The organism is bacterium, from assembly GCA_030685015.1.
In the GTDB taxonomy this organism is placed as follows: Bacteria; CAIWAD01; CAIWAD01; order CAIWAD01; family CAIWAD01; genus CAIWAD01.
The window spans coordinates 1-12,596 of the sequence record JAUXWS010000054.1 but is presented as its reverse complement, the minus strand read 5'-3'; the positions used below and the strand labels follow the sequence as shown (position 1 = coordinate 12,596).

General features: G+C 67.8%; 10 protein-coding genes. All 10 read left to right on the top strand.

Going from position 1 to position 12,596, the window contains the following annotated elements; genetic code table 11:
- Positions 1-34 precede the first annotated feature (34 nt).
- A complete protein-coding gene (locus Q8O14_07050; protein MDP2360493.1) occupies positions 35-571 on the top strand; it encodes a hypothetical protein in 537 nt (178 codons plus the stop codon).
- Positions 571-2,415 carry a HEAT repeat domain-containing protein gene (locus Q8O14_07045; protein MDP2360492.1) on the top strand — a complete coding sequence of 615 codons (1,845 nt, stop codon included), beginning with the start codon at positions 571-573 and terminating at the stop codon, positions 2,413-2,415. The genes Q8O14_07050 and Q8O14_07045 overlap by 1 nt, the downstream gene beginning before the upstream one ends.
- 363 nt (positions 2,416-2,778) lie before the next feature.
- Positions 2,779-5,739, top strand: a complete 2,961-nt coding sequence (locus tag Q8O14_07040) for a T9SS type A sorting domain-containing protein (protein MDP2360491.1) — start codon at positions 2,779-2,781, stop codon at positions 5,737-5,739.
- 167 nt (positions 5,740-5,906) lie between these two features.
- Positions 5,907-7,046 carry a DNA-processing protein DprA gene (gene dprA, locus Q8O14_07035; GenBank protein MDP2360490.1) on the top strand — a complete coding sequence of 380 codons (1,140 nt, stop codon included), beginning with the start codon at positions 5,907-5,909 and terminating at the stop codon, positions 7,044-7,046.
- Positions 7,047-7,180: 134 nt separating this feature from the next.
- The gene (locus Q8O14_07030) at positions 7,181-8,782 is read left to right on the top strand and encodes a S41 family peptidase (protein ID MDP2360489.1); all 1,602 of its coding nucleotides are present in this window, start codon (positions 7,181-7,183) and stop codon (positions 8,780-8,782) included.
- A gap of 169 nt (positions 8,783-8,951) precedes the next feature.
- Positions 8,952-9,563: a MotA/TolQ/ExbB proton channel family protein gene (locus tag Q8O14_07025; GenBank protein ID MDP2360488.1), complete on the top strand. Its 612-nt coding sequence runs from the start codon at positions 8,952-8,954 to the stop codon at positions 9,561-9,563.
- Between the two features lie 36 nt (positions 9,564-9,599).
- Positions 9,600-10,034, top strand: coding sequence for a biopolymer transporter ExbD (locus Q8O14_07020; protein ID MDP2360487.1), 435 nt, complete (start codon positions 9,600-9,602; stop codon positions 10,032-10,034).
- A gap of 2 nt (positions 10,035-10,036) precedes the next feature.
- Positions 10,037-10,465 (top strand): biopolymer transporter ExbD, encoded by a 429-nt coding sequence (locus Q8O14_07015; GenBank protein ID MDP2360486.1) that lies wholly within the window; start codon positions 10,037-10,039, stop codon positions 10,463-10,465.
- Between the two features lie 3 nt (positions 10,466-10,468).
- A complete protein-coding gene (locus Q8O14_07010) occupies positions 10,469-11,128 on the top strand; it encodes an energy transducer TonB (GenBank protein ID MDP2360485.1) in 660 nt (219 codons plus the stop codon).
- A 184-nt stretch (positions 11,129-11,312) separates the two neighbouring features.
- Positions 11,313-12,596: S8 family serine peptidase (locus tag Q8O14_07005; GenBank protein MDP2360484.1), on the top strand; the 1,284-nt coding region annotated here is incomplete at its 3' end.

Sequence of the window (12,596 nt, the reverse complement as noted above, 5' to 3'; positions counted from 1 at the left end):
GGATGGGCCTGATGGAAGGAGAGGAGCGCGCCGCATGAACCGATCGCAGCACAACGCGCAGGCCACGGCCTGCCCCGGCGCCCCCGGGCTGCCCGAGACCGGCTGGATCCTGGCCCGCGTCTGGCTGGGCGCCCTGGAGGAGACGGCCCGCGACTTCCACGGCAATTGGCCCAAGATCTTCCTGGACCGCGCCTATGAGCACGCCACGGCCACTTGGATCGGCCTGCTCGAGCACGAGTACGACTTCCTCTTCCCGCGCGGCGGCAGCATGATCGAGGCCCTGCGCGGCTACGTGGAGATCGGGCTCAAGGCCGGGCTCTTCCGCGACGCCTCCGATTTCCGCTTGAAGGAGGTCAGCCCCAACAAGATCGAGATCACCATCTACCGCGACATCTACTCGGAGACCTATCGCGCCCTGCGCATTCCCGGCCAGTCGGTGCGGGAGATGACCAACGCCCGGCTGGGCGCTTTCCGGGCCGCCGTCAAGCTGCTGGCCGGCATCGACTGCGATTACGAGATCACCGCCATCCACCCCGACGGGGTCGTGGAAGGCTTCATCGAGAGGCTGTGATGAGCGCGCCCCGGAACAAGAGCATCCCGGCGGCGCTGGGCCGTTCGCTGGAGGCCGTGGAATGGCGGGAAAGGCGGCGGGCCGTGTTGGCCCTTACCGACGTGGCGCCGCCCCTGGCCTGGCCGCACGTGGAGAGGGCCCTGGGCGACCTCAGCGACGACGTGCGCCACGCCGCCGTGCTGGTGGCGGGTCGTCTGGGCCTGGCCGAGGCCAGGGACGGACTGCTCAAGCCGCGCATCCTCGACAGCCCGGATCCCAACCTGCGCTGGAGCGCCGTCCAGGCCCTGGGCCGGCTGGGGGATCCGCGCGACATCATCCCCCTCACCCGTCACCTGCAGGACAAGGACTGGCTGGTGCGCAACGAGGCGCGCAAGGTGCTGGCCGAGGCGGTGGGCCGGCTGGGCGACTGCACGACCGGCCCCCACGCCGGCGCTGCCGTGGATACCCTCATCCACCTGCTCTTCCTGGAGAGCGAGACGCTGCGGCCCCTCGTCATTCGCAACCTGTGCCGCCACGGCAGCCGCGCCCTGCCCGCCTTGCGGGAGTCCCTGCATGAGCCTTCGCCCTCCATGCTGGCCGGAGTCGTGCGGGTGCTGGGCCTGCTGTACGACAAGCACAGCCTGCCCGAGCTGGTGCGCCTGGCCGGCCATCCCGACCGCCGGGTGCGACACGCCGTGGCCGAGGCCCTGGGCCGCTTGGGCGGTCCGGACGCGGCCCGCACCTTGGTGCGCATGATGGCCGTGCGCCAGGAGGATGTTTGCGACGCGGCAGGCGCCGCCCTGGCCGAGCTGGGTTCCGAAGCGGTCGCCCCCATCATCGAGCTGCTGCAGCACGAGACCTGCGCGCGCCTGCGCGTCCGTTGCATCATCCTGCTGGGACGCTTGGGCGCCCCCGAAGCGCTGCCCCTCCTGCGCGAGGGTCTGCGCTCCAGTTATTTCCATGTGCGGCAGGCCACCATCCAGGCCCTGGTCGCCTACGGTCCCAGTCTGGTGCACGACCTGCTTCCGCTGCTACGGGTGGGCAGCCCGGAAGTGGAGGGCCTGCTGCGGCAGCTCCGCGAGGAAGCCAGCCTGGAGGGCCGCTTGCGTCTGATCCGGGTCATCGGGGAGACGGGCAACCATGCCGCGGTTCCCCACCTCAAGGCCATCCGCGACCAGGCGGCGGACGAGGAAGGTTTCCCCCTGCGCCGGGGCGTCAACCAGGCCCTCTACCGGCTGGGCTGCGCCAGCTGGGAGCGCTACTGCCTGTTGGCCGTGCTGGGGCAGGTGGCGACCGAGGCGGAGGCGGAGGCCTTGCTGCCCAGCCTTGAGCACCCGTCCTACTACGTGCGGAACCGGGCGGTGCATTCCCTTGCCCGCTTCGCCGTGCCCGCCGTGGGCAAGGCCCTGGCGCGGGTGGCGGACACCGATGCGCGCTTTTTCGTGCGGCGCACGGCCCTGCAAGTGCTTGGTTCCCTGGGCGTCGACAAGGATCTGCGCTTCCGCACCGCCCTGGCAGCCATGAAGGACAGCGCGCCGGGCGTGCGCGTGGAGGCGGCCCGTGTCCTGGGACGCCTGGTCATGGATCGGGCCGTGCCCGTCCTTTCCTCCGGTCTGCTGGACGAAGTGTGGAGTGTGCGCGAATCCTGCGAGATCGCCCTGCGCAACTTCGCCTCGAAGGCCGTCAAGCCGGTGAGCCGCCTGCTGGATGAAGAACGGGAGGTGGTCCGTCTGCGCGCGGCCCGCTTGCTGGGGGATCTGGGGGATGCCGCCGCCCGGCCGGCCTTGCGGCGCCGATTGGCTCGCGAGGAGGTGGACCGCGTGCGCGCGGCCATCGAGCGGAGTCTGGCCCAGTTGAAGGACTGAACCCGAAGTTGGCCCACGGACGGAGGGTCGCCCCAGGATATTGTCGGGCCTTGGTCTTCGATGGGATTCGCGCCCAGATAGAAACCGGCTCGCGGAGATCTTGCAACGCATACTGGTCTTATGGGGCAAGATGGCTGCGGAAGATCCGGGGCGATGGGGGTGAAAGAGACCGCGCAGCGGCCAATTCCGCCTGGGCTCCTCGTGAAGTTGGCCCCGTGGGATTCCGAAAACAATGGTGGGGGGCTGCTCCCGGCGGCTGAGGCCGGCTTGGAGGACCCCCCGCCATTTCCTATTTCTCGCGGGCCCGTCGACAGACTGCCACGTCCTTAGCGGGCGGGATCGATGGAAGGGGTGCCACAGTCCATGATGCTATCCACAGGCGCCTGGCGCCAACTCACCCGCCTGTTGCTCATCCTGGCGGCGGGCGCGGCCGCCCAGGGCCAGACCATGCTGCCGGACACCCTGCGTCCGGAGGAAGGCCGCACCTTCTGGCTGACGGCCGAAGGCAGCCCCTACCTCTGCGAGACCACCGTCAATGTGATGGCGGGCGACACGCTGCGCGCGCGGCCCGGCGCCACCCTGCGGTTCGCCAACGGATCCGGCCTGATCGTCAGCGGCACGCTGATCGTGGAAGGCAAGCGCGACAGCCTGGTTCGCTTCGATCTGGCCGAGGGCGCCCTCTCCCGCTGGCTGGGCATCCAGCTGCGCCAGGTGGCGGGCAGCGACAGCACCCGCTCCATCCTGCGCTATGCCCATGTCAACGCCGCCAACTCCGTCCTCAACATGAACAAGCCCCCGGCGGGAACGGACGGCATCTCGGCCCGGGTCGAGCGCTGCCTCTTCACCAATTCGAACCTGGGGCCGGTCTGCTACGGACCAGGTCGCTACTGGTTCCAGAACTGCCTCTTCGACGAGATCTCCACCTTCGCCCTCTATTCCGCCGGGGCGCGGATGGATGTGATCAACAACATTTTCCTCCCCCACTCGGTCAACACCTGGGCCTACGGCGTGATGCTCTTCAACCCGGTCGCGCCGGTCTTCGAGCAGGTCCGCTACAACTGCTTCTATGGTGGGCCGGCGAACGAGTGGCAGAACTTCATCACCACCTATTCCAGCAATGAGACCGAGTACACCCAGCACGACCCGGACTCCACCCATGTGCTGGCCGACCCTTTGCTTGACGAGTTCCTCGTGCCGCTGGCGGAGTCGCCGCTGATCGACGCCGGTGATCCGGATTACCAGGACCCGGACCAGACGAGGTCCGACATCGGTCCCTTCTATTCGCTGGGAGCCATCGCCCCCTGCCGCATCCTCACCCTCCCGAGTCCTTCCCAGTGGGTGCTGGGCTATTCCTACCTGGGCCAGATCGAGATGGAGGCCTACCCGCCCGCCACCTGGACCCTGCTGGAGGGGCCGCCCGGCCTTCAGCTTCAGCAGATGAACCGCAACCGCCTTGCCCTCATCTGGCCACGCCAGTTCCAGCAGACCGGCCAGTTCACCGTGCGCGTGCACGGCGTCAACCAGGTGGAGGATCAGGTCCATGAGGATTCCCTGACCGCCGTCCTGGACTTCGAGCCCAACGTGCCGCCGCGCCTGGTGCAGGTGGAGCCCTGTCCGGCGGGAGATTGCCTGGGCCAACCGGTCGTGGTGGTGGACCATTTGACGGCGGGATCCATCGCCCAGGTCCGCTTGCGCGTGGTGGACGACAACGCCGGGCGGCTGGGCGTGCTGCAAAGTTACCGCTACAACACCTGGTTGAACGGCGTGCCGCAGCCCATGGTGCTGGGCGACAGCCTGTGGCTGAACCTGCAACTGGACACCGCCGTCGTGCGCCTGGACGTGCGCTTCACCGACACCTTCGCCTCGGACAGCCTCACGCTGGACATCCGTCCGCGCTATGCCCTGCTTTCGGGCGAGGTGAGCGGCGTGATCGCCGAGTCCACGGGCGCCGTCTTCCTGGTGGGTCCGGTGCATGTCCCGGCGGGAGCCAGCCTGCGCATCGAGGAGGGCAGCAGCCTCGTGTCCGGCGACATGCCGTTGGAAGGCTGGGTCTTCGACGTGGCCGGTTCCCTGAGCGTGGAGGGCAGCGCGGAGAAGCCCGTCATCTTCCGCTCCCTGGCCACCCACACCCGCTCCTCCGACCGTCGTCCACACTTCCTCCGAGCCCAGGAAGGGGCGGTGATCGAGGGGATCGCCCACGCCCAGTTCGAGGGCTACGCCACCGCCCTGCAACTGGAGCACGTGGGCAACACCAGCCCGATCCCCATCTCCGATTGCCGCTTCGTCCGCACGCGGACCAGCGTGCTGTCCGTGGACACGCCGGTGGAGATCGCGCGCTGCCGCTTCGAGCGCCCCGCCGACAGCCTGCTGCTGGGAAGCTCCGCCGTCTATCTGGCGGGCGGTCAGGGCCACCGCGTCCAGAACAACCTGTTCATCAACCCGGTGGTGGGCGTCACGGTGGTGGACGGCGAGGCGCTGATCGCCAACAACAGCTTCCAGACGGTGCAGATCCTGAGCGCCGGCTTCCCGCGCTGGCCGCAGACGACCCACCTGGGCTTCGGCCGGGTGCAGTCGCTCAACTCCACGCTGGACGTGCGCAACAACCTGTTCCAGTGGCGCAGCGTCCACTTCGGCGAGTACTTCACCAATGCCCAGCGCGACATCTACCTGGCCAGCACGCCGCGGGCCCTCTGGCTGGACGCGGCCAGCACGGTCCGCGCCGAATGGAACTGGTTCGATTGCCGCAACGGCTGGCTGCGCCAGGCTGACAACAGCCTGGTAAACGTGACCCACTGGGTCGCCTTCAACGACAGCACGCGCCTGCTCAGCGACTTGCGGGCCGGCCAGGGCAGTCCGCGCGTGGACGAGGGGGCCGACTTCCGGCTCTTCGCCGACTCGCCGCTGGTGGACGCCGGCGATCCTTCGCCCCAATGGCTGGACGCCTTCGACGGCAGCCGCGCCGACATTGGCTGGCGGGGCGGCCCGCTGGCGACGGAAGCCGCCTACACGCCGGTGGAGGGCTTCGTCCATGCGCCGCAGCCGGGCCTGGCCGAGCTGCCCCAGCGCTTCCGCCTGCGGCCACCCTATCCCAACCCCTTCAATCCGTCCACCACGCTGGAACTTGAGCTGGACCGGGCCGGACAACTGGACCTGCGCGTCTACGACCTCCTGGGACGCGAGATGACCGTGCTGGCCCGCGCCCGGCTGGAACCGGGCGTCTATCGCCTCTACCTGGACGCCTCGCGCTGGGCAAGCGGGACCTACTTCGCCCGGGCCCGCTTCGCCGGGGAAGAGCAGACGGCCCGCCTGCTGCTGATCAAATGACCTCTGTTCCTGGGGATTGACGGCGCAAGCGGGCGGCGCCTTGGGGGCGGTCCCCTGTCAAGTCCACCCGACAGGCCGTTCCTCCCGCTCCGGCTTGGTCGTTTGGGCCGGAACCCGCGCCGCCCCCCGCGAGGTACCTGCTCCCTTCCCGACGGAAAGGAGCGCCAATGGACCCCGCCCGCCTTGCCATCCTCTGCCACGACAAACTGGGCGTCGGGCTGCGCGACGCCATGCTTGATCGCCTGCGGTCGGGGCGAGCGCCCCTCGACCTGCTCCCGCAAGACAGCGGGGGGCAGGGCGCCGCCCTGCGCCGAGCCCTGGATCCCGGCAGCGAGGAGAGTGAGCGCTGGCGCCGCCTCTCCAGGGATCTGGCGGCGGGCCGCCTGTCGCTGCTGCGACCGGGCATGGCCCATTATCCGCCCTGCCTGGCCGCCCTGACCCGTCCACCCGATCCGCTCTTCTGCCAGGGCAGGCTTTCCCTCTTGCGCGGGGAGGGCGTGGCCGTGGTGGGAACCCGCCAGCCGGACGCCAGGGCCGTGGACTGGACCCGGCGCATCGCCACCCGGTTGGCCCGTCTGGGCTTCGTCGTCGTCTCGGGCGGCGCCGCCGGGATCGATGCCGCCGCCCATGGCGCGGCCGGCTGCGCGCGCACCGTGGCCGTGCTGGGCTCGGGCTTCGACCGGCCCTATCCCGGTTGCCATGTCGACCTCTTCGCCCGCATCGCCGCCGAGGGCCTGCTTGTGAGCGAGTGGCCGCCCTGGACAAGGCCCGAGACCTGGCGCTTTCCCCGCCGCAACCGCGTCATCGCCGGGCTCAGCCGCGCCGTGATCGTGGCCCAGGCGCCCCTGCGCAGCGGCGCCCTCTCCACGGCGCACCACGCGGTCGAGGAGGGCCGCGAAGTGCTGGTCTGCCCCGGCCCGGCCGACCATCCGCTCTTCGCGGGCAGCCATCGGCTCATCCGCGAGGGCGCCCGCCTGTGTGCCACGGACGAGCACCTGCGCGAGGACCTGGGCGGCCTGCCCCTGTGCCTGCCGCTGCCGGCTCCCGCCCCGACTCCCAGCGTGGACGGGATGCCCGACCTGGAACAGGGCGCGGACGACGGCGGCGGCAGGGACGATGCGGCGGCCCAGGCCGACCCGCTTCTATGGCAGGCGCTTGAAACACCCTGCGACATGGACCGGCTGGCCGGGCGCCTGGGCCTGGACCCCTCCGAGCTGGCCGCCCGATTGCTGGAAGGTGAGCTGGCCGGCCGTCTGCGCGCCCTGCCCGGCGACCGCTGGGCGCGCCACACGTGGACAGGGGTGTGACGGATGCATCCGGCCCCGCCGCCTCGCGGACAATGGCCCGGGACTTGCATGGAGATGGCCGCCTCGATCAAGGGAGCCCGCCGGCCGGTCGCCGGCGTCAAGAAAACCCGATTCCCGTCTGCTAAGTTGGCGCCATGAAACGACTCGCCTCCTTCCTTTGGCTGATCCCGGGCATCCTTCTGCTCGGGCTGCTCCTGGTCCTCAGCCGCCAGGATCCCCACGCCTCGGTGCGCAGCCCGATGGAAGGCCTGGGCAAGATCAACGCCGTCATGGAGATGGTCCGCGACTTCTACGTGGACGAGGCCGACCTCTCCAAGGTGGTGGACGGGGCCATCCGCGGCATGCTGGACGAGCTGGATCCGCACTCCAACTACATCCCGGCCGATGAGCTGCGCAAGATCAACGAGGAGTTCCAGGGCGAGTTCGAGGGCATCGGCATCTATTTCCAGATCCGGGACAAGCTGCTGACCGTGGTCTCCGCCATTCCCGGCACGCCCAGCGACCGGCTGGGCCTCAGCCCCGGCGACGTGATCACCGAGATCGACGGCAAGGCCACCTGGGGCATCACCAACGAGGAGGTGCAGCGCAAGCTCAAGGGAAAGGGCGGCACGGCGGTGGTGATCAAGGTGCGGCGGGCGGGGCTGGACGAGCCGCTCACCTTCACCATCGTGCGGGAGAAGATCCCCATTTACAGCGTGGAGTCGGTCTTCATGCTGGACGGCGAGGTGGGCTACCTGCGCCTCAACCGCTTCATGGCCACCTCCGACGAGGAGATGCGCCAGGCCGTGGCCACCCTGCAGACCCTGGGCATGAAGAAGCTCATCTTCGATTTGCGCAACAACTCCGGCGGCTACCTGGAGCAGGCCCACAAGATCGCCGACCTCTTCCTGCCCGGCGGCCTGACCATCGTGTCCACGGAGGGGCGCCTGCCCCAGTTCGGCAGCGTGTTGAAATCCACCGACGGGGACGACCTGCCCGCCCTGCCGCTCGTCGTGCTCATCAACCAAGGCAGCGCCAGCGCCAGCGAGATCGTGGCCGGCGCCATCCAGGACCACGACCGCGGCTTGGTCGCGGGCCAGACCAGCTTTGGAAAGGGCTTGGTCCAGCGCCAGCTCGAGATGAGGGACTCCTCGGCCGTGCGCCTCACCATCGCCCGCTATTACACACCCAGCCGGCGCCTCATCCAGCGGCCCTTCGACAAGGGACTGGCCTCCTACTACGAAGAGGCCTGGGACGAGACCGACCCCAACCTCATCGCCGACAGCACGGCCAACCGACCGGTCTACCGCACCCGCGCCGGGCGCAAGGTCTACGGCGGCGGCGGCATCACACCGGACGTGCGCATCCGCAGCGGCCGCCTCAGCCAGTACACAAGCCGCCTGCGCATCCAGCAGTCCTTCTTCGATTTCGCCAACCACGCCGCCACCTCCGGCCCGTTTCGCCGGCAGCTGGAGGAGCTGGGCTGGGAGGGTTTCCGCCGGACCTGGCAGCCCGGCGATTCCATCCTGCGGGATTTCACGGACTTCGTGGGCGACAAGGTCGCCTTCAACGAGGAGCAGTGGCGGCAGGACCTGCACTGGATCCAGGGCTATCTCAAACGTGAAGTGGCCCGCGTCGTGTTTGGGCGCGACTCCTCCTTGATGGTGGATCTGGACATGGATCCCGTGGTGGCGGAGGCCCGGCTGCTCTTCGGGGAGGCCGAACGCATCCAGCACCTGGCCAGCCGGGGTCGCTGAGAGGTCGGGCCGGCCGGGGGCGCAGGCGCTTCCCAAGCCGCTCGAGAGGCTCCTTGTTTGACATTGGACAGGCGGTTCAGTAGGTTTTCGCGGCTTTGAAAACCCCTGCGAGACCGCTGGCAGCCAGCCTGTTCCGGGGGACAATCAATCAGGCGGAGGATGCATTCCCATGCTCAAGTACTACGTCGACGGCGGCCTCTTCATGCACCCCATCCTGATCATCACGATCCTGGCGCTCATGATGATCATCGTGAAGGCGGTCCACCTCTTCATGGCGTCCCAGAACACCAAGCGCTTCATGCTGCGCATCCAGGAGGCCCTCAAGGAGGGAGGCGTCGACAAGGCCAGCGAAATCTGCGCCAGCACCCGCGGTCCGGTGGCGTCGATCATGCACGCCGGCCTCATCCGCTTCGATCGTGGCATCGACACGGTGGAGAAGGCCATCGTCAACGCCGCCTCGGTGGAGTTGGCCCTGCTGGAGCGCGGCCTTGTCTGGCTGTCCACGGCCATCGCCCTCGCCCCCATGTTCGGCTTCACCGGCACGGTGGCGGGCATGATGAGTGCCTTTGAAGAGATTGCCAAAGCCAACGACATCAGCCCCTCCATCGTGGCCGCCGGCATCGGCCAGGCGTTGCTCACCACCATTTTCGGCCTGATCTCCGCCATGATCTCCCAGTTCTTCTTCTCCATCTTCACGGCCAAGATCCAGGCCCTGGTGGTGGACATGGAGGAGGCCTCGGTCCAGCTGGTCGAGAGCCTGATCGTGCAGGGCAGGAAGTAGCCAGCGCCCGGCTCGCACGCCAACTTGAGGTGTCACATGGCGCTGAAACGCAGTTCCAAATTCGAGGGTGAAGTCCCGACGGCCTCGCTGCCGGACATCATCTTCACGCTGATCATCTTCTTCCTGGTGACCACCACCATCACCTCGGACAAGGGCGTCTCCCTCACGCTGCCGGAGTTCTCGGAGAGCACGGAAACGGTCAAGTTGAAGAAGGACATGGTGCTCAACGTCCTCGTCTCGGAGGGGGGCGAGATCATGGTGGATGCCGAGGTGCTGGCCAACCGGGGCGAACTGCTCAACCGCATCCGCACCAGCCTCGAGGAGAAGGGCAAGGACGCCGAAGGCAAGTACCACAAGATCGTCTCGATCAAGACCCAGGGCGGCACCCTCTACGACGACTACATGTACGTGCTGGATCAAGTGAAAGCCGCCGGGGCCAGCAAAATCTCCATCGCCGAGCCGGAGGAATAAGCATGGCCCAACTCAAGCGACCCGCCCCCTTCCAGGGGAAGATTCCGTCGGCCTCCATGCCGGACATCATTTTCACCCTGCTCATCTTTTTCATGGTGGTGACCAGCTTCAAGCAGTTCGACGGCCTGCCGGTGATCGTGCCCGAGGCCAAGACCACGGCCAAGATCGAAGTGGGCAAGCGGGATATCGCGTACATCTGGATTGACAAATACAATCAAGTGGTGCTTGACGATCAGATGTACAACAAGGATGACCTGAGTGAGTTGACGCCGATCCTCTACCAGCGGCGCACCGAGAATCCCAAGACCGTGATTTCCCTGAAGGCGGACCGGGACTGTCGCATGAAAGTCGTCACAGACGTCCAGCAACAGTGCCGCAAGGCCTACACCCTGCGCATCAATTACACGACGCGGTTCAAGGACCAGGGCTAAGCCATGCACATTCCCCGTCATCCGGATGTGGACATCCGCCGAAAGCTCCCCGTCTTCACGGAGGCGGGCCTGGCCTTCGCCCTCGCCCTCTTCGTGGTCTTGTTCCTGGTCTCCAAGGAGATCAACAAGTCGATCAAGATCCGGGACTACATCCCGGACGAGATCAAGGTCGAGGAGATCGAGCGGACGATCCAGGAAAAAACGATTCCCAAGCCCAGCCGTCCCACCTTCACCATTGCCCAGGAGGATGAGGAGGTGGCGGACATGGAGGATATCGACTTCGCCGACGAGGACGATTGGGACATCGCCCCCCCCCCGCCACCCCCCATGGCCGGTGGTGATGAGGAGATCATCGACTTCTATGCCATCGAGGAGCAGCCCGAGCTGATCGGTGGCACGGAAGCGCTCTACAAGGCCGTCAAGTACCCGGAGATGGCCCAGCGGGCGGGAGTGGAGGGCTTGGCCCAGATCCGCTTCATCGTGGGCGCCGATGGGGTGCCACGGGACTTCGAGATCGCCGGTGAACGACCGGAGGGGCTCGGGTTCGGGGACGCCGCCATCGAGGCCCTGCGCAAGATGAAGTTCAAGCCCGGCAAGCAGCGCGACAAGAACGTGGCCGTGCGCATGCAGCAGGTCATCCGCTTTGAGCTGACCAGCCGATGAGCGAAAAAGCATCGAGAGGTGAACAGGGTCGCCCAGGCGGCCCTTTACTTTGCCTCCAGCGGCCCATAAAAGGACCGTATGAGTTCCATAAGCAGCTTTGGAATGATACACTTGGGCGGTCCGGAATGAAGGGCGACCCAATCGCCCCAGCACACGGCAACCGACTGCCAGACGTGGGAGGTCCATGCGACCCATGGTTGCGGGGCTTGCTTTGCCCTTGGTCATCCTGTCGGCGGGGCTTCCGGCCCAGGCCGCCGCTCCCGCCTTGCGGGTGACCCCTGCCTTGATCCAACTGCGCGCCGCCAGCGAAGGGCCCGCCGGCGTGCTCAACCTGGACCCCCGCCTCCATCTGGCCGGCCTGGACGACTCCGATCGCCCGGTCTATTATGAGAGCCACACGCTCATCGCGGCGCGGAGCATCGGCGTGGACCAGCTGTGGCCGGGCGGCGCTTCCGGCCTGAACATGGACGGCCTCGGCTATGCGGGGCTGGGCATGTGGGACACGGGCCGTCCCCTCACCACCCACCAGGAGGTGACGGGCCGCATCGACGTGATGGACGACCCGGCCAGCTTGACCAGCCACAGCACCAGCGTGGCGGGCATTCTCATCGCGCAGGGCGTGCAGGAGTCGGCCAAGGGAATGGCCCCCGCCGCCCGCCTCAAGTGCTGGGACTGGGAGAGCGACCTGGATGAGGTGGGGGATGCCGCCTGGGTCGGCCTGCGCGTCTCCAACCATTCCTACGGCAGCTCCACCGGGTGGAACTACAGCTCGCCCAACTGGTACTGGCACGGCAATCCGGCCATCAGCCCGGTGGAGGATGCCGCCTTCGGCTACTACAGCGGGGTGTCGCGCCAGATCGATGAGACAGCCTGGCTGATGAACCGCCTGATCATGGTCCGCTCCGCCGGCAATCACCGGCAGGACGCGGGTCCGGCCGAGGGCGTGCCGCACTTCGTTTTCACGGGAGGGCAATGGGTGAGCAGCCTGGCGCCGCGCGAGCGGGACGGCGGCCTGAGTGGTTACGACAGCCTAGGTCCGGAGGCCCTGGCCAAGAATGTGCTGACAGTGGGCGCTGTCAACGACCTGCCCAACGGCTGGAGCCAGCCCGCCGACGTGGTGGTGACCGGTTACAGCTCCTTCGGCCCCACGGACGATGGCCGCATCAAACCGGACGTGGTGGCCAATGGTAGTTCCTTGCAGACCATGGCCCGCACAGGACCCGCCGCCTACACCACGTTCTCAGGCACTTCCGCGGCCAGCCCAACCGTGGCGGGCGCGCTGGCCCTGCTGCAGAAGCAGTACCAGGATGGCCATGCCCAGGCGGACGGCAGCCCGCGCGCCCCGCTTTCCTCCACCCTGCGCGGCCTGCTCATCCACACGGCCAACGAGGCGGGCGAGCATCCCGGCCCGGACTACAGGATGGGCTGGGGCTTGGTCAACGCCCGCGCCGCCGCCGACCTGGTGGCC

Coding starts and splice junctions, on each gene's coding strand:
- Q8O14_07050 (MDP2360493.1), top strand. CDS start 35: ATGAACCGATCGCAGCACAACGCGCAGGCCACGGCCTGCCCCGGCGCC.
- Q8O14_07045 (MDP2360492.1), top strand. CDS start 571: ATGAGCGCGCCCCGGAACAAGAGCATCCCGGCGGCGCTGGGCCGTTCG.
- Q8O14_07040 (MDP2360491.1), top strand. CDS start 2,779: ATGATGCTATCCACAGGCGCCTGGCGCCAACTCACCCGCCTGTTGCTC.
- dprA (MDP2360490.1), top strand. CDS start 5,907: ATGGACCCCGCCCGCCTTGCCATCCTCTGCCACGACAAACTGGGCGTC.
- Q8O14_07030 (MDP2360489.1), top strand. CDS start 7,181: ATGAAACGACTCGCCTCCTTCCTTTGGCTGATCCCGGGCATCCTTCTG.
- Q8O14_07025 (MDP2360488.1), top strand. CDS start 8,952: ATGCTCAAGTACTACGTCGACGGCGGCCTCTTCATGCACCCCATCCTG.
- Q8O14_07020 (MDP2360487.1), top strand. CDS start 9,600: ATGGCGCTGAAACGCAGTTCCAAATTCGAGGGTGAAGTCCCGACGGCC.
- Q8O14_07015 (MDP2360486.1), top strand. CDS start 10,037: ATGGCCCAACTCAAGCGACCCGCCCCCTTCCAGGGGAAGATTCCGTCG.
- Q8O14_07010 (MDP2360485.1), top strand. CDS start 10,469: ATGCACATTCCCCGTCATCCGGATGTGGACATCCGCCGAAAGCTCCCC.